The organism is Streptomyces sp. NPDC029169, assembly GCF_055563935.1.
Genome location: NZ_JBVHXA010000002.1, coordinates 517,305 through 532,294 on the forward strand (window position 1 = coordinate 517,305; position 14,990 = coordinate 532,294).

At 70.1% G+C, this 14,990-nt stretch carries 15 protein-coding genes and 1 riboswitch; of the genes, 5 read left to right on the plus strand and 10 right to left on the minus strand.

What is annotated here, in order from left to right; all coding sequences use genetic code 11:
- Window positions 1-130: 130 nt before the first annotated feature.
- Window positions 131-364, plus strand: coding sequence for a hypothetical protein (locus ACZ4VI_RS06215; RefSeq protein ID WP_467997079.1), 234 nt, complete (start codon window positions 131-133; stop codon window positions 362-364).
- Window positions 365-465: 101 nt separating this feature from the next.
- Here ACZ4VI_RS06215 and ACZ4VI_RS06220 read toward each other — a convergent pair whose 3' ends face one another.
- On the minus strand, window positions 466-840 hold the full coding sequence (locus ACZ4VI_RS06220; RefSeq protein WP_467997081.1) for a VOC family protein: 375 nt from the start codon (window positions 838-840) through the stop codon (window positions 466-468).
- A gap of 780 nt (window positions 841-1,620) precedes the next feature.
- Window positions 1,621-2,379, minus strand: coding sequence for a phosphoglyceromutase (locus ACZ4VI_RS06225; RefSeq protein ID WP_467997082.1), 759 nt, complete (start codon window positions 2,377-2,379; stop codon window positions 1,621-1,623).
- Window positions 2,380-2,525: 146 nt separating this feature from the next.
- Here ACZ4VI_RS06225 and ACZ4VI_RS06230 point away from each other — a divergent pair, with 146 nt between their 5' ends.
- The gene (locus tag ACZ4VI_RS06230; protein WP_467997084.1) at window positions 2,526-3,812 is read left to right on the plus strand and encodes an MDR family MFS transporter; all 1,287 of its coding nucleotides are present in this window, start codon (window positions 2,526-2,528) and stop codon (window positions 3,810-3,812) included.
- Here the strand turns inward: ACZ4VI_RS06230 and ACZ4VI_RS06235 are convergent.
- The 6 genes from ACZ4VI_RS06235 to ACZ4VI_RS06260 form a co-directional block, all read right to left on the minus strand.
- Complete coding sequence (locus tag ACZ4VI_RS06235) at window positions 3,802-4,179, minus strand: hypothetical protein (RefSeq protein ID WP_467997085.1); 378 nt, start codon at window positions 4,177-4,179, stop codon at window positions 3,802-3,804. The two genes, ACZ4VI_RS06230 and ACZ4VI_RS06235, sit on opposite strands and share 11 nt — an antisense overlap.
- An 83-nt stretch (window positions 4,180-4,262) precedes the next feature.
- Window positions 4,263-4,670, minus strand: a complete 408-nt coding sequence (locus tag ACZ4VI_RS06240; RefSeq protein WP_467997087.1) for a hypothetical protein — start codon at window positions 4,668-4,670, stop codon at window positions 4,263-4,265.
- A gap of 221 nt (window positions 4,671-4,891) precedes the next feature.
- Window positions 4,892-5,980: a Kelch repeat-containing protein gene (locus ACZ4VI_RS06245; RefSeq protein WP_467997088.1), complete on the minus strand. Its 1,089-nt coding sequence runs from the start codon at window positions 5,978-5,980 to the stop codon at window positions 4,892-4,894.
- Between the two features lie 65 nt (window positions 5,981-6,045).
- Window positions 6,046-7,686 carry a glycosyl hydrolase family 28-related protein gene (locus ACZ4VI_RS06250; protein ID WP_467997089.1) on the minus strand — a complete coding sequence of 547 codons (1,641 nt, stop codon included), beginning with the start codon at window positions 7,684-7,686 and terminating at the stop codon, window positions 6,046-6,048.
- Between the two features lie 150 nt (window positions 7,687-7,836).
- Window positions 7,837-8,718 (minus strand): hypothetical protein, encoded by an 882-nt coding sequence (locus ACZ4VI_RS06255; RefSeq protein WP_467997091.1) that lies wholly within the window; start codon window positions 8,716-8,718, stop codon window positions 7,837-7,839.
- A gap of 11 nt (window positions 8,719-8,729) precedes the next feature.
- Window positions 8,730-9,608 (minus strand): hypothetical protein, encoded by an 879-nt coding sequence (locus ACZ4VI_RS06260; protein ID WP_467997093.1) that lies wholly within the window; start codon window positions 9,606-9,608, stop codon window positions 8,730-8,732.
- A gap of 147 nt (window positions 9,609-9,755) precedes the next feature.
- Window positions 9,756-9,879, plus strand: a riboswitch (cobalamin riboswitch).
- A gap of 221 nt (window positions 9,880-10,100) precedes the next feature.
- On the opposite strand from ACZ4VI_RS06260, the gene ACZ4VI_RS06265 reads away from it, so the two are divergent.
- Entirely contained in the window at window positions 10,101-10,544 is a 444-nt protein-coding gene (locus ACZ4VI_RS06265; RefSeq protein ID WP_467997094.1) for a hypothetical protein, read from the plus strand.
- Window positions 10,545-10,749: 205 nt separating this feature from the next.
- On the opposite strand, the gene ACZ4VI_RS06270 is transcribed toward ACZ4VI_RS06265, so the two are convergent.
- Window positions 10,750-11,247, minus strand: coding sequence for a type III secretion system chaperone family protein (locus tag ACZ4VI_RS06270; protein ID WP_467997095.1), 498 nt, complete (start codon window positions 11,245-11,247; stop codon window positions 10,750-10,752).
- The gene (mshA, locus tag ACZ4VI_RS06275) at window positions 11,240-12,583 is read right to left on the minus strand and encodes a D-inositol-3-phosphate glycosyltransferase (RefSeq protein ID WP_467997097.1); all 1,344 of its coding nucleotides are present in this window, start codon (window positions 12,581-12,583) and stop codon (window positions 11,240-11,242) included. The genes ACZ4VI_RS06270 and mshA overlap by 8 nt, the downstream gene beginning before the upstream one ends.
- A 181-nt stretch (window positions 12,584-12,764) precedes the next feature.
- Here mshA and ACZ4VI_RS06280 point away from each other — a divergent pair, with 181 nt between their 5' ends.
- Both ACZ4VI_RS06280 and ACZ4VI_RS06285 read left to right on the plus strand, forming a co-directional pair.
- Window positions 12,765-13,571: a class I SAM-dependent methyltransferase gene (locus tag ACZ4VI_RS06280; RefSeq protein ID WP_467997099.1), complete on the plus strand. Its 807-nt coding sequence runs from the start codon at window positions 12,765-12,767 to the stop codon at window positions 13,569-13,571.
- 213 nt (window positions 13,572-13,784) lie between these two features.
- Complete coding sequence (locus tag ACZ4VI_RS06285; protein ID WP_467997100.1) at window positions 13,785-14,870, plus strand: C40 family peptidase; 1,086 nt, start codon at window positions 13,785-13,787, stop codon at window positions 14,868-14,870.
- Window positions 14,871-14,990: the final 120 nt, after the last annotated feature.

Below are 14,990 nucleotides of genomic sequence, written 5' to 3' on the forward strand. Positions count from 1 at the left end.
AAAACTGCCTTGTACTACTGGGTAGTTCGTCCGTTCATTCGATCCTTGTCCGGATTGCTTGACATCTGCCCATGCACCCGAGAAGCGTGGCCAGAAGGTTGAACCTGGAAGGTCGAACGACATCATGACAATGACCAGGAAGAGAATAGGAACGGCGCTCGGCGCGGCCATAGCGGCCTGCGCCCTTGGCTTCGGCACCGCCGGCACGGCCGCCGCCACGATCGAACCGGTGGACATCTCCTGCGAGAACAAGGGCGGCGGCGAACCTGGCGGTCACCAGCCGACCTGTAAGAACGACACGCACACGCAGGAGAAGGAGTTCCGTAACCCTGCGGGTAACGCCCCGGGTGGATGGAACAAGTGAGGTAACCACACACTCTCGACACCACACTCTCGACACCCGAACAGCACGACCCCCTGCCCGGGATTTCCGCGGACAGGGGGTTTTTCGCGCCTGGGCCGGATTTACAGGTAGGGGCGGGTGATCAGCTCGATCGCGTGCCCGGCGGGGTCCTTGAAGTACACCCCGCGACCGCCGTGCCCGTTGTTGATCTCACCGGGGCGCCGCATCTGCGGATCGGCCCAGTGCTCGACGCCGCCCTCGCACAGCCGCTGGTACGCCCGATCGAACAGCTCGTCGTCGATCAGGAACGCGTAGTGCTGCATCTGGATATCCACCGGCGGCTCGGCGAACTGGAGCAGCACGCCGTCGGTGAGCTGGATGTTGAGGAACGGCCCCCAGGACGGCGCTTCGGGAAGCTCCAGCAACTCCCGGAAGAACCGGGCCGACTCGTTGCGGTCCTTGGCGGCGATGATGGTGTGGTTGAAACTGACTGCCATGCGGCTGACCTCGCTGTTGTTCGACACGAAAGAAGGAAGGGACTCGCGGTGCGGAAAGCACCGAGGGAGGTCCACGTGCCGAACGAAGGGGGTCGCGTAAGCACCCCCACGAGGCGGTCAGCCGTCCACCGGCTGACCCATCCGTGTGTGGCGCAACAACGCCGATCCGGTGTTCACACAGGCGACCCTATGTGACCCCCAGGGCCAGCAACAACGGCTTAACCAGGCGGACTTACCCTCTTCGGCTGGCCGACTCCCCTGGGGCAAGCACGACAGCCGGGTGAGCGTGTTCGACCTCCCCCAGCAGACCGCGAGGCCCGCGGCGAACGCCGCGGGATCCTCTGACCTGCGGTTCCGCCGTCAACTTCCTCTGAGACACGTCACTTCCGCCGCTTGCTCGCCTTCGCCGTGCGCTCGGCTTCCTTGCGTTTCTGGACGGTGTAGGAGGACCAGTCGCCCCGATGTCGATCGCACCTCGATGCCCCGATCATGGCGAGGCGCTGACACCGGGTGCCCTTCAGCGTTACCGCTCCACATTTGGACTGCGTACGAGCCACGATCCCCACCCCTGGTCTCGACTGACGTACGGACCAATCCAGGGTCGCCAGCTGCGCCCAGCCCCGGAAGGCGCACGCCCATACGAACCGATGCACACCGGCTTTCCCGAGGTGCATGGGGGGCGGAAACGGCGGCGCGGGCCCAGATCACGTTTGTGCCGCAAGAACAAGGCCCTCACCCAGCGACAAAGTCGCCAGGTGAGGGCCTTGATCACGCGTCGTTCTACTTCTTGCCCTGGTTCTTCACGGCCTCGATCGCCGCCGCCGCCGCGTCCGGGTCGAGGTACGTGCCGCCCGGGTTGAGGGGCTTGAAGTTCTCGTCCAGCTCGTAGGTCAGCGGGATGCCCGTCGGGATGTTCAGGCCCGCGATGGCCTCGTCCGAGATGCCGTCCAGGTGCTTGACCAGCGCGCGCAGGCTGTTGCCGTGGGCGGCGATCAGGACCGTGTGGCCGTCCAGGAGGTCCGGGACGATGCCGTCGTACCAGTACGGCAGCATGCGCACGACGACGTCCTTCAGGCACTCCGTACGCGGGCGCAGCTCCGGCGGGATGGAGGCGTAGCGCGGGTCGTCGGACTGCGAGAACTCCGTGCCGTCCTCGAGCGGCGGCGGCGGGGTGTCGTACGAGCGGCGCCAGAGCATGAACTGCTCCTCGCCGAACTCCGCGAGCGTCTGCGCCTTGTCCTTGCCCTGCAGCGCACCGTAGTGGCGCTCGTTCAGACGCCAGGTGCGGTGGACCGGGATCCAGTGGCGGTCGGCGGCCTCCAGCGCGAGCTGCGCCGTGCGGATGGCGCGCTTCTGGAGGGAGGTGTGCAGTACGTCGGGCAGCAGGCCGGCGTCCTTGAGCAGCTCACCGCCGCGGACCGCCTCCTTCTCGCCCTTCTCGGTGAGGTTGACGTCCACCCAGCCGGTGAACAGGTTCTTCGCGTTCCACTCGCTCTCGCCGTGGCGGAGGAGGATCAGCTTGTACGGTGCGTCGGCCATGTGTCCAAGCCTAATCGACGGCCGACGCGGCCCGCTCACCGCCGGACGCTTGACGGTCCCCGTCAATTCGGTGGCGCCCGGGAAGCCCCTGCCCGTAAGTTACGGATCTGGTTAGCGGCACTTACACGCAGGGGGACCGGCCACACATGTCCATCGACTCGCTCAGACGATCAGCCCGCGCGACCGTCTCCGGTCTCCCCCACGGCTTCTGGTGGCTCTGGCTCTCCACCCTCGTCAACCGGACCGGTGCCTTCGTCCTTACCTTCCTGTCCCTGTACCTCACGCAGGAGCTCGGCACCTCGGCCTGGTTCGCCGGACTCGTCATCGCCCTCCACGGCCTCGGCGGCGTCGCCGGTTCGCCGCTCGGCGGCACGCTCACCGACAAGTGGGGCCGGCGGCCCACGATGGTCACCATGCACCTGGTGACGGCCTCCTGCGCCGCCGCCCTCGCACTGGTCTCCACCGCCTGGGGCGTCGCCGCCGTCGTCCTGCTGATGGGCGTCTCCATGCAGGCCGTCCGGCCGTCCATCCAGGCGACCATCACCGACATGGTCCCCGAGCACGACCGCCGCCGGGCCTTCGCCCTCAACTACTGGGCCCTCAACCTCGGCTTCGCCGTCGCCGCCTTCGGCGGTGGCGCCGCGATCTTCCTCGGCTACCGCACCCTGTTCGTCATCGAGGCCGTCGCGGTAACGCTCTGCGCCCTGATCGTCTTCCTCCGCCTCCCCGAGACCCGCCCAGAGGCCCGCCGCAACACGGCCGGCGAGATCGTCGAGAAGGACCGCGTCAGCGTCCTCGACGTCCTGCGCGACGCCCCCTTCCGTACGCTCGTCCTCCTCAACCTCCTCGTCTGCCTCGTCTTCACCGCCCCCTGGGTCGGCCTGCCCCTCTCGATGGCGGCGGCCGGTCTGGAGCCCGGCGCGTACGGCGCGGTCATCGCCGTCAACGGTGTCGTGATCGTCGCCTTCCAGCTGCTGGTCAACAAGGTGACCGACAAGCGCTCGCCGGCGATGCTGCTCACCGTCTCCTCGCTGCTCTTCGCCCTCGGTACGGGTGCCACCGCGCTGGCCGGTACGCCGCTGGTGTTCGCCGCCACCGTCGTCGTATGGACCATCGGCGAGATGGTCCACGTCCCCACCAACGCCGCCGCCACCGCCAAGCTCGCCCCCGAGCACGCCCGCGGCCGCTACCAGGGCGTGATGGGCATGTCCTGGGCGCTGTCCGGTTTCCTCGCCCCGATCCTCGCGGGCTGGGTCGTGGACGGCCCGGGCCCGGACGTGCTGTGGATCTCCTGCGGGGTCATCGGCTGCATCGCCGCCCTCGGCTACACCACCCGCCTCCGCAAGGCCCTCGCCGACGACGAGCCGACGGACGACACGCCCCCCTCGCCCGCCCCCGACAAGGCCGACGCCCCGAAGTCCGTCAGCGCCTGAAGCCCGCCACCTCGGTGTGGAGCGTGACGGTGCCGCCGCCCAGCAACTCGGCCTTCCGGCGCACCTGCTCCACGACCGCGGGGCTCGGCCGACCGTAGACGTCGATGGATCTCATGCGGATGAGCGGACCGAAGGCGCGGAACTTCGGTCCACCGAGCTCCATGTGAAGCTCCATCGACGCCGAATCGGGGTGGACGGCCACCGTCGTCATCGTGGACTCGGACTCGTCGATGAAGAAGTGGTACGCGAGCAACCGCGGCTCACGCTCCTCGACGAACGCGGCGAGGTCCCGCATCAGCTCCCTGACCTCCGCGAGGCTGCCCTCGCGGAGGTCGGAGCGGTCGACGTAATAGATGGGTTCCGCCATACCACCGAAGCTAGCGCCGCCCACCCCTCCGGGCCCGCCGACCACGCGCTAGCCGAGCGCGTCCGCCCTCTCGGCCAGTCCCCTCAGCTCGGACGGGGCACCCTCCCAGCCATCAGCATCAGTTCACGAATGGCCTCGCGGGTCGCCGTGTGCCCGCGGATCACGTCGGGGGCGATCTCTTCGGCCTTCAGCAGACAGTCGAGAGCGGCCCCGAACTGGCGCCGCTGGACATGGGCGCGCCCAAGGTCCATGAGAAGCCGCGACCGCCGCTCGGCGGACAACTCTCCAGCGTCCAGGTCCTTGGCGATGTCGAGCGCCTCACCGGCATCGCCCAGGTCGACAGCAGTGGAGACGGCCTGGACCTCGACGTTCGTCGGACCGAACTCCAGGTTGAAATCGTTCCGCTCCACCCCGATCCGCGCGGCCACCACCCTGGCCTTGTCGATCTGCTGCCGAGCCTCCGCCCGTTCGCCGGCGCGAGCGTGAACCACCGCCAGTGCGGCTCTGCCCGGCATCACTACGGTGGGACGGCGAGCCGGTCCGCGTCCTGGACCTCAACTCCTGATGTCGTAGCCGGACACCGTCCTGTGGTCCCGCCCTGATTCCGGTGGCGCCACAGGACGGCCGCGCGGACAGGACTCCGAGGCTGACCAGTCGGACGCCCTGGGCTAGCGCCTTTGTCCGTGTTCGACGGCGAGTGCCTCCGCTGAGCTCAGGGCGGCTGTGGTAGCACCGCCGATGGCGTACACGCAGATCTTCTTCGACCTCGTCGCGTCCTTCCTGGGGCAGGGTGCGGTCGCCCCGGCCAGTTCGAAGCGGGGGTGCCCAGCGACGGCAGCGTCCGCCACGTGTTCGTGGCCGGGCTGTAGGCCTCCACCGAGTTCAGGGCTCCGTCGGTGAAGTTGAAGCCGCCGATGGCGTACACGCAGGTGCCCTTCAAACCGTCGACGTCCCTCGGGCAGGGCGCGCTCGCCCCTCCGAGGGCCACCCGGACCGTGCCAAGAGACGGCACCGTCTTCCACTGGTTGGTGGCCGGGCTGTAGGCCTCCGCCGTGTTCAGGACTTCGTCGGTGAAGTTGAAGCCGCCGATGGCGTACACGCAGGTGCCCTTCAAACCGTCGACGTCCCTCGGGCAGGGCGCGGTCGCCCCCGCCGGGGCGTCGCGGGCGGTGTTCAGCGACGGCAGCGTCCGCCACGTGTTCGTGGCCGGGCTGTACGCCTCCACCGCGTCACCGAAAGCACCGCCGACGGCGTACACGCAGGTTCCCCTCAGGCCTTCGCCATCCTTGGGGCAGGGCGCCGTCGTCGCTGCCAGGAAGCTGCGGGCGGTGTTCAGCGACGGCAGCGTCCTCCACGTGTTCGTGGCGGGGCTGTACGCCTCCACCGTGCTCGTGTCGAAGGCAGGGTCCGGCCACGCGGGACCGGTGAAGCCGCCGATGGCGTAGACACAGGTTCCCCTCAGGCCTTCAACGTTCTTGGGGCAGGGCGCGCTCGCCCCCGCCAGCGCATAGCGAGCGGTCGGCAGATCGGGCAGCGTCCTCCAGGTGTTCGTGGCGGGGCTGTACGCCTCCACCGTGTCCAGCGTGGAGGCATCGCTGTTCTGGCCACCGAAGGAGTACACGCAGGTGCCCTTCAGCTCCTTGATGTCCTTGGGGCAGGGCGCGGTCGTCGCCGCAAGGCCGTTGGCGGGGGTGGACCGCTCGGGCACCGCCTGCCACCCGTCCTGTGCGTGCGCGAGTGTGGTCGTCAGGGCGAGCAGGGCCGTCAGGACTGCCACGAGCAGCCCACGCGAGATCTTCATGTGCCCATATGAGGCACCGGTACGGCCTCAGGGCGATGCGGACGGACCCGCTCGGGCGACCTCATTCACCTGTACGTGGCGGCGCGCTGTGCCTCGTACAGGTTCCGGGGGCGGACCGCCCCCGGACTCCCGTACGCCTCCACGCGCGCGTGGAGGTCGCCCGCGAAGTCCGGTACGTCGATCTGGTCGAACTCCCGCACCTCGCTGATGCCGGCCGTCGCGCTGTACGGGGCGATCGTGTCGATCTTGACCAGGCCCGCGCGGCCGTTCGTCACCGTCACGTTCCAGTGGGTGAAGCGGGCGCCGTACAGCGGGCCGGCCGAGGCGTCCCCGCCGTGCCGGCCGTTGTTCTCGACCGTGATCTCCGTCCGTACGTTGGCGAACGGCATGCCCCGGTGGGTGTCGAAGGTGCCCATCTCCATCACCCCGCGCGACCAGACGTTGTAGCTGGAAAGGCCCTCCACGTTGATGCCGTGGAGCTGGGTCCCGGGCCGGGCGGGCGTCGTGCGGGCCGCGATCGCGAAGTCCTCGATCAGGTTGTCGTGCGCCCCCTCCCGGCAGAAGTACGGGTGGTGGGAGCCCCGCCCCTCGACCCGGGTGCGTCGCAGCGTGCAGGCGGAGGCGGCGACGAGGCCGAAGCCGTTGTCCACGTGCCGTACGACGATGTCCTCGGCCCAGCAGTCGTACGCACACTGGAACGTGACGCCGTTGTAGCCCTTGTCGAGGAGGTGGACCGACTGGGGTGTCTCGACCGCTTCCAGCGTCAGGCCCTCCACGCCCGAGCCCGTCAGCGGCTCCGCGAGCGTCGTCAGGCGCGGGTCCCACTCCGGGCGGACGTCCAGGGGGAGGGGGCGTTCGAACGTGACCTTCCGGCCGACCACGGACACCACCCGGACCGGCCACTCGTACGGGACGTAGCTCGTCAGCTTGGTCTTGTCGTCCCAGTTGTACGCCTCCGGGCCCGCGCCGCCGCCCGCCATGTGCTCCAGGAGCGTGTGGCCGACGTCGTCGGACAAGCGGAGGAGGACGATACGGCCCCGGCGCAGCCCTGACGGGTCGTCGACCGTGACCGACCAGTCGCCGCGCCGCGCCGGGCGGACCGTGGTCAGCGTCTCCCACTCGTCCCGCTTGTTGCCGGTCCAGCCCTCGAAGGGCCAGGCCCGGGCGCGGATCGCCGCGACGAGCGAGGCGTGCCGGGCGTGCGGGGCGAGCCAAATGAGGCCGCCGGCCCAGGACCAGGCGGACTTGTCGCCGCCGTAGCGGGAGCCGTACTCGCCGATCAGTTCGGTGAGGCTCTTCGTCGCGACCAGTTTCGTACGGGCAGATCCCGCGCCGCGCAGCACCACACCGCTGTGGCCTATGTGGAGGAAGCCGTCGATGCGGTACGTCCCGGGCGGGACGAGCACCGTGCCGCCGCCGCGCTCCCCCGCCTCGGCCAGCGCCCGGTTGATCGCGGGGGCGGAGTCCGTCGAGCCGTCGGGCGTGGCTCCGTAGGAGAGGACGTTTGCGACGACGGGTGGCCGGGCGGGACGGGTGGCGCCGCGGCGGGCGCCGGCGCGGCCGACGTAGGGGATCTGGGGGTGGGTGTACGGGGCGTCCGTGTACTCCTCCCAGAGCGTCGCCGAGCGGGCCGGTGCGAAGCCCGTCGTCGCCGCCACCCCGACCGCCACCGCGCCGCCCACGAACTGCCTTCTGCTGATTCCCATGAGCCCGCCCACCCTCCCAAATTCATGGATGTGAACCATGTTCAGATTCGCGTCGGCGGCGAGCATGGCACGGCCGGGCAGGGGACGGAAGGGGTCGTGCGCGCCTAGCGTTTCTGGGTCAGATGCCTGAACGCGTCGAGGGCGCTCGGCTCAGCTCCCGGCGGAGGGCGGCGGGCACTGGGCGCGTGGCGTCGGCTCGGTGGCCCTGGGCCGTACCGTCATCGTGAAGTCGTCCGTCTCGTACGCCGCGGTGTTGGAGTTGGCCGGATCCTGGAACGACCCGTCCGTGTCGTCGCAGAACACCCGGGCCAGCTGGGTACCGGGTTCGGCGAACACCCGGCCCTCCGCCGATCCGAGCCGCACGTTGCGGATGCCCGGGTTGCCGTCGATCACCATCCAGCCGTTCGGGTTGGTGCTGAAGTGGCGCAGACGGACCAAGGGGATCGGCCCCAGAAGGGGGCGGCCGACGGTGGCCTCGATACGGAAGGGGGACGGTGTCGGGGCCGGGGCTTCGAACGTGAAATGGGCGTGGGTCTGGGTGGGGCCGAAGGCCAGATCCCAGCGCAGGTTCGGGACGTGGACGGCTCCGCGTGTTTCTTCGCCGCCCTCGTCGCGCAGGGCCTGGACCAGGTCCCGATTGTCCGCCACCAGCCACAGCTGATAGGTGAAGATGTCCGCCGCCGCCGGCTCCTCGCCTTGCGGTGCTGCCACCGGGACCCGGAACGCGGCATAGGTCGTCTCCCGGGGAGTCGAGGGCTCCCCGTTCGATCGGGTGACGGTCAGCGTCTCGCAGTGGATGCCGCCGATGCCCAGCGGGACGACCTGACGGGTCGGATCGGCGGGATCGGGCTCGGTCTGGAGGATGAAGTCCTCGGGTACGAGTGGGCGGATGTTCTCTTCCGGGACCTTCGGGTTCGCGCTGACGGAGACGCAGTTCTCCGCGTGCCCGAAACCCGTGGGCGGGTCCTGCGCTCCGGCTTCCGGTACGCCGCCGAGAGTCGGCAACGACATGACGACCACCGCTACCGCCACCACCAGCCTCCTCATGGCTGGACCTGGGGGTGGGGGTAGAAGAAGCTGACGCCCACATCTGGGTCCCATCCGGGGATCGCGGCACGGTGGTTGAGAATCGAGACGGCCAGGGCGTCGTTCCTCGGTTCGCCGTCGTCGGCGAGCCAGAAATGGATGTCCCACAGCCGCCCGTGCTGGATACCGGCCGGACAAGGTTCGGGGGCACACTCGGTCGGGAGGATCGGTTCCTGGCCGGCGGCCTCACCCTGGACGTCCTCGTCGGGTGGCACGGGGATGTTCTGCCAGGTGTCGTACGGATGGATGCTCCGTTCGTGGACGAACCAGTCCGACCGGACCATGCACCTGCCGCCGGTGCCGTCGAGCCCCGCCGGATGCACGCCCGGGGTGTAGCTCTTGGCGTACGCCCAGCCGACGAGCCGGTACGGGAAGTCGGGACCCTCCGGGTCGATCGCCTCCTCCTGCGTCACCCCGCGGCGCGGTGCGTAGAACAGGACGGAGGGCTTGCCCGGGACGACCACATCGGGTGGGAAGGCCACAGCGTCGACGATGCCGACCCCCGTTCCCTCGGCGCTGGCGAACAAGTGGTCCAGGAGGTTGTAGGCCGTGCCGCTGCCCGGGTCGGGAGCGCCCAGGGCGGCCAGCTCGGCCTCGTTCTCCAGGATCGTGTGATCCGTATCGGGCAGGCCGGCCAGCTCCTGACCTTCGTTGAGCCGGTTCAGTACGTCGTTCCGCTCGGCGCGCAACGCGGCTCGCCGTTCGGTTCCTGTGCAGCGTTCGGACTGGGCGGTGGTGGCATCCGCCGGAACGGTGGCGGTCAGCGTCAGCAGCAGGCCCGCAACTGCGGCTGCGGCCAGGCAGCGCCTCGGTACTGCCCCTCGCGATGTAGCCATGAGTTACTCCTCCTGCACAGACCGTACAGAAGTTCCTGGTGATCGGCTCGACGGAAGAGGCGCCCAGCGCGTTGAGAGTGTGATCACACATGCGGCCGCAGGTGTGGTGCTGCTGGCAGGATGGCCGCGACCCAAGCGATGGCGACCGAGGAAGCCGGTGTGAATCCGGCGCGGTCCCGCCACTGTGACCGGGAAGCGACTCCCACGCATGGCCACTGCCCCACGGGGTGGGAAGGCCGGGAGAAACGATGATCCGGAAGCCAGGAGACTCACGTCGTCGCTACCTCGCCGACACCGGGGCGGATTTCCCCGGAGGAGAGTGGTGACCTCGCCATGTCCGCAGTGCTGAGCACGCCTGATATCCGTTCCGCCGAAGAATCCACGGGCGGAGCGCGCGTAGGACTCATACCCCAACCGGCCTGGCGGGACGACGCCGCCGCCGCACTCGCATGCATCGCCCTGTGGGCGTTGTGCGTCTGGACGTCGACCCACGTGCGAGCCGACCAGGCGCTCCACACCGCCGCGTTGTTCGGCCACTTGGCCTCCCTGGTCATCGGATTCGGCGCCGTCCTGGTGATCGACTACATGGGTCTTCTCTGGCTGCTCGGCAAGCGCAGCCTGCGCGAGGTCCTCGCGCTCACCGCGTGCCTGCACCTGCCGGTGTGGTCGGGAACGGCGGGCCTTCTGTTCACCGGCGTCTTCCTGCATCCGGATCTGAGTTCTCCGCTCACCTGCGCGAAGCTGGCCGCCGTGCTGGTCATAGCCCTCAACGGCGTGTGCGCGTGCGCGCTCCATCGCCGACTGACCCGACTGACCCGATCGCAGGACGACAGACCGGCGGCCCGGCTGCTCCTTCGAGGGGCCGCCGCAGCCGGCGTGTCGCAGGTCGGATGGTGGGCGGCCGTCGTCATCGGCTTCCTCAACAGTCGAAGGTGATCAGTCCCGCCGCAGTCTCCGACGAAGGAGCCCCATACGCCCGCTCCGCTCTGGCGCCGCCGCACGTGAGCCAGACCCAGGCTGCTCCAACTTGATCGCGGGGGCGGAGTCCGTCGAGCCGTCGGGCGTGGCCCCGTTGGAGAGGGGTGGGTGTACGGGGCGTCCGTGTACTCCTGGGAAGGGGTACGGAAGGAGTCGTGCGCGCCTAGCGCTTCTGGGTCAGATGCGTGAACGCGTCGAGGTTCCGCGTCGACTCGCCGCGCGAGACCCGCCACTCGTACTCACGCCGGATCGCGCTCGCGAAACCCAGCTCCAGGAGGGTGTTGAACGAGCCGTCCGCCGCCTCCAGAACGGAGCCGAGCAGCCGGTCCAGCTCCTCCGGCGTGACGGCGGCCAGCGGCAGCTTGCCGGTCAGATAGATGTCGCCGAGGCCGTCGACCGCGTAACTCACCCCGTACAGCTTGAGGTTGCGCTCCAGGAGCCAGCGGTGGACGCCCGACTCGTTCTCGTCGGGGTGCCGGATGACGAAGGCGTTCAGCGAGAGGGAGTGGCGGCCGACCTTGAGCGAGAGGGTCGTGAAAAGCTTGCGCGTGCCGGGGAGTTTGACGACGTACGAGCCCGGTTCCGGGGACTCCCACTCCAGTTCCGCGTCCTTGAACGTGTCCTCGATGACCCGCCGTACGTCCTCAGCTCGCTCAGCCATGGTGCGAGCGTACGCGACGGCGGTGATCGTGCATCGCCGCCGTGTACACGTCCGCCGTGCCCGAGGCCGCCGTGTCCCAGCCGAAGGACTCCGCGTGCCGGGCCGCCGCCGCACCCATACGGGCGGAGAGCGACGGGTCGGCCACGAACCGCCCGAGCGCGCGGGCGTAGTCGGCCGGGTCGTGGCCCTGGACGAGGAAGCCGGTGACGTCGTCCCGTACCGCGACCGGAAGGCCGCCCACCGCCGCCGCGACGACCGGGGTGCCGGCCGCCTGCGCCTCGATGGCGACCAGGCCGAAGGACTCGCTGTACGAGGGCATGACCAGCACCGATGCCGCCCGGAACCAGTCCGCGAGCCGGTCCTGGCGCACCGGCGGGTGGAAGCGGACGACGTCCGCGATGCCCAGCCGGGCGGCCAGCTTCTGCAGCCCCTCCGGCTTGGCGAGGCCGCTGCCGCTCGGGCCGCCGACGATCGGCACGAGCATGCGCGAGCGCAGGGAGGGGTCGCGGTGGAGGAGCTCGGCCGTGGCGCGCAGCAGGATGTCGGGGGCCTTCAGCGGCTGGATACGGCCCGCGAAGACCGGGACGAAGGCGTCCTGCGGCAGTCCGAGGCGCGCGCGGGCGGCGGCCTGGCCGTCCGCGGGGCGGAAGTGGTCCAGGTTCACGCCCGGGTGGACGACGGCGACCTTCCCCGGCTCGGCGTCGTAGAAGCGGACGAGCTCGTCGGCCTCCTCGGCCGTGTTGGCGATCAGCCGGTCGGCGGCGGAGACGATCTGCGTCTCGCCGATCACCCGGGCCGCGGGCTCGGGCGTGTCGCCCTCCGCGAGCGCCGCGTTCTTGACCTTGGCCATGGTGTGCATGGCGTGGACGAGCGGGACGCCCCAGCGCTCGGCGGCGAGCCAGCCGACGTGGCCGGAGAGCCAGTAGTGGGAGTGGACCAGGTCGTAGTGGCCGGGGCGGTGGCCCGCCCAGGCCTGCATCACGCCGTGCGTGAAGGCGCAGAGCTGGGCCGGCAGCTCCTCCTTGGCCAGACCCTCGTACGGCCCGGCGTCCACATGCCGTACGAGAACGCCCGGCGCGAGCTCGACGGCCGGGGCCAAGCCGCCGGTGGTGGCCCGGGTGAAGATCTCGACCTCGATGTTGATCGCGGCCAGGCGCTTCGCCAGCTCGACGATGTACACGTTCATGCCGCCGGCGTCGCCGGTGCCCGGCTGGTGGAGCGGCGAGGTGTGGACGCTGAGCATGGCCACCCGGCGCGGGGTCCGGTGACGTCCGGGGAGCCGGAGTCGGGACGGCGTCGCCAGGGAGCCGGCGAGCCGGGAGACGTACTGGCTCACGTCGACGGTCCTTCCGCTGAGTGGGGGCGTAGCGGGCACAGCAAGACAGACGCACGGCGCCTTGCTAGCGGGACAACACCGGAATGCGGCGATCCATTTCCGTTTTGCCAATTCATTGCCGTGCCGTCGGGGAGTACAGCGCCCTACCGTCGTGGGGCGCAGCGCCCCGTACCCTCGTTCCATGGCCCCGCGCACCACCCGACCCGCCCCGACCCGCCCCGTCGGCACGGCGACCCGCGGGACCACCAACCCCAACCGGCTGCGCCGCATGGACCGCTGGATCGCCGCCACCCACGGCGCGGCCCTGCGCCGCTCCGTCACCCCGCCCGTCGCCGTCGACCTGGGCTACGGGGCCGCCCCCTGGACCGCCGTGGAGCTGCTGACCCGGCTGCGGACGGCCGATCCGCGTACCGAGGTCGTCGGCATCGAGATCGAGCCGGCCCGGGTCGCCGCGGCCCGGCCGTACGAGCGCGCGGGGCTGACCTTCCTGCACGGCGGCTTCGAGGTGCCGGTGCCGGGCGAGGTCGCGCTGATCCGGGCCGCGAACGTGCTGCGGCAGTACGACGAGGACGAGGTCGCCGCCGTGTGGGCGCGGCTGTGCGCGCGGCTCGCGCCCGGGGGGCTGCTCGTCGAGGGGACCTGCGACGAGATCGGGCGGCGCCATGTGTGGGTGGCCCTGGACCGGACCGGCCCGCGAACGGTGACCTTCGCGACCCGGCTCGGCTCGCTCGACCGGCCCTCGGACCTCGCGGAGCGGCTGCCGAAGGCGCTGATCCACCGCAATGTGCCGGGCGAGCCGGTGCACGCGTTCCTGCGGGACTTCGACCGGGCGTGGGCGGCGGCCGCTCCGTACGCCTCGCTCGGCGCGCGGCAGCGCTGGATCCGGGCCGTACGCGATCTGGCGGCGGACTGGCCCCTGACGGACGGCCACCGGCGGTGGCGGCAGGGGGAAGTGACGGTGCGCTGGGAGGCGCTGGCGCCCCGCTGAGAGGCGGATGTACGCCAACTGCGGGTGAATTTCGTGTGCGTCGGGAACGCGACACGCCCCTCACCCGTCCCCTGTGGGGGAAAGTGACCCGACAGGACCCGGTATCCCCTGTTGCTTTCACGTTTCGCATGGCACTATCGCGAAGGTCACCACGAAGTTACTGACGGTAAATCAGATTCCGCTGCCGGGTGCGGTCCGTACGAGGGGGAGCTTGTGAACCGACGCCGCTGTGTCAACGCCGCGATCACCGTGGTCTGCGCCCTGACGGTGCTGGCCTCGCCCGCCCTGACACTCCAGGCCTCCGCGGCCCCATCGGCGCCATCCGCCCCGCACGCACCGTCCGACCCGCTGCCGCCCGCGCTCCCGAAGAAGACGCTCGACGAGGTACGCAAGGAGATCGACGGCCTGTACCGGCAGGCCGCCGTCGCCACCGACGCGTACAACCTCGCCGAGGAGCAGACCAAGGAGCAGTCCGCCGAGATCGTGCGGCTGGCCCGGATGATCGTGGCCGGCCGCGAGAAGATCGACGCGCTCAAGGCGCAGGCGGGCGCGGCGGCCCGCGCCCAGTACCGCAACGGCGGACTTCCCGACACTGCCCAGTTCGTCCTCACCGACGACCCGCAGCTCTTCCTGGACAACGCCGGCCGGTTCCAGGAGGGCCAGAAGGCCACCAAGGACCTGCTCGCCGAAATGGACCGGACCCAGGCCCAGTTGACCGTCTACGCCAAGGACGCGGGCGCCAACTGGACCAGGCTGGAGGCCAACCGCGTCAAGCAGGCGGCGGCGAAGAAGGACATCAACGACAAAATAGCGGCGGCGAAGAAGCTCGAGTCCGAGCTGGCGGCCGAGGAGCGGGAGCGGCTGCGGCGCCTGGAGGAGCAGGAGCAGTACCGGGCGCAGACCGCCTGGCTGGACACCGGCGTCCTCAAGGGCCTGAACGCCACGGCGACCCCGCAGGGCAAGCGGGCGGTGGAGTTCGCGACGGCGCAGATCGGCAAGCCGTACGTCTGGGGGGCGGAGGGGCCGTCCTCGTACGACTGCTCGGGGCTGACCCAGCGCGCCTGGGACGTGGCGGGCCGGTCCATCCCGCGCACCTCGCAGGAGCAGTGGCGGCTGCTGCCCAGGGTGGACATCAAGGACATGCGGCCGGGCGACCTGATCGTCTACTACAAGGACGCCAGTCATATCGGGATGTACGTCGGGAACGGGGCGATAGTGCACGCGCCGCGGCCGGGACGGGACGTGACGCTCGCGGGTGCGGGCTCGATGGAGATCCTGGGAGTCGTCCGCCCGGAGTGACGCCGGTCACCGCCTCGGCGTGATGTTCGTCATGGGTCGGCGGGCAACAACCTCCCCATGCGCGGCATATGCCAACGGCTCATCGGTGCTCATGGCGTGATCGCCATTCCGTTGCGCGCC

Bases quoted from the DNA above. Each gene is read 5' to 3' on its own strand.
- ACZ4VI_RS06270 (WP_467997095.1), bottom strand. From the start codon at position 11,247: ATGGCTGAGCGAGCTGAGGACGTACGGCGGGTCATCGAGGACACGTTC.
- ACZ4VI_RS06225 (WP_467997082.1), bottom strand. From the start codon at position 2,379: ATGGCCGACGCACCGTACAAGCTGATCCTCCTCCGCCACGGCGAGAGC.
- ACZ4VI_RS06245 (WP_467997088.1), bottom strand. From the start codon at position 5,980: ATGAAGATCTCGCGTGGGCTGCTCGTGGCAGTCCTGACGGCCCTGCTC.
- ACZ4VI_RS06215 (WP_467997079.1), top strand. From the start codon at position 131: ATGACCAGGAAGAGAATAGGAACGGCGCTCGGCGCGGCCATAGCGGCC.
- ACZ4VI_RS06235 (WP_467997085.1), bottom strand. From the start codon at position 4,179: ATGGCGGAACCCATCTATTACGTCGACCGCTCCGACCTCCGCGAGGGC.
- ACZ4VI_RS06250 (WP_467997089.1), bottom strand. From the start codon at position 7,686: ATGGGAATCAGCAGAAGGCAGTTCGTGGGCGGCGCGGTGGCGGTCGGG.
- ACZ4VI_RS06280 (WP_467997099.1), top strand. From the start codon at position 12,765: ATGGCCCCGCGCACCACCCGACCCGCCCCGACCCGCCCCGTCGGCACG.
- ACZ4VI_RS06260 (WP_467997093.1), bottom strand. From the start codon at position 9,608: ATGGCTACATCGCGAGGGGCAGTACCGAGGCGCTGCCTGGCCGCAGCC.
- ACZ4VI_RS06230 (WP_467997084.1), top strand. From the start codon at position 2,526: ATGTCCATCGACTCGCTCAGACGATCAGCCCGCGCGACCGTCTCCGGT.
- ACZ4VI_RS06220 (WP_467997081.1), bottom strand. From the start codon at position 840: ATGGCAGTCAGTTTCAACCACACCATCATCGCCGCCAAGGACCGCAAC.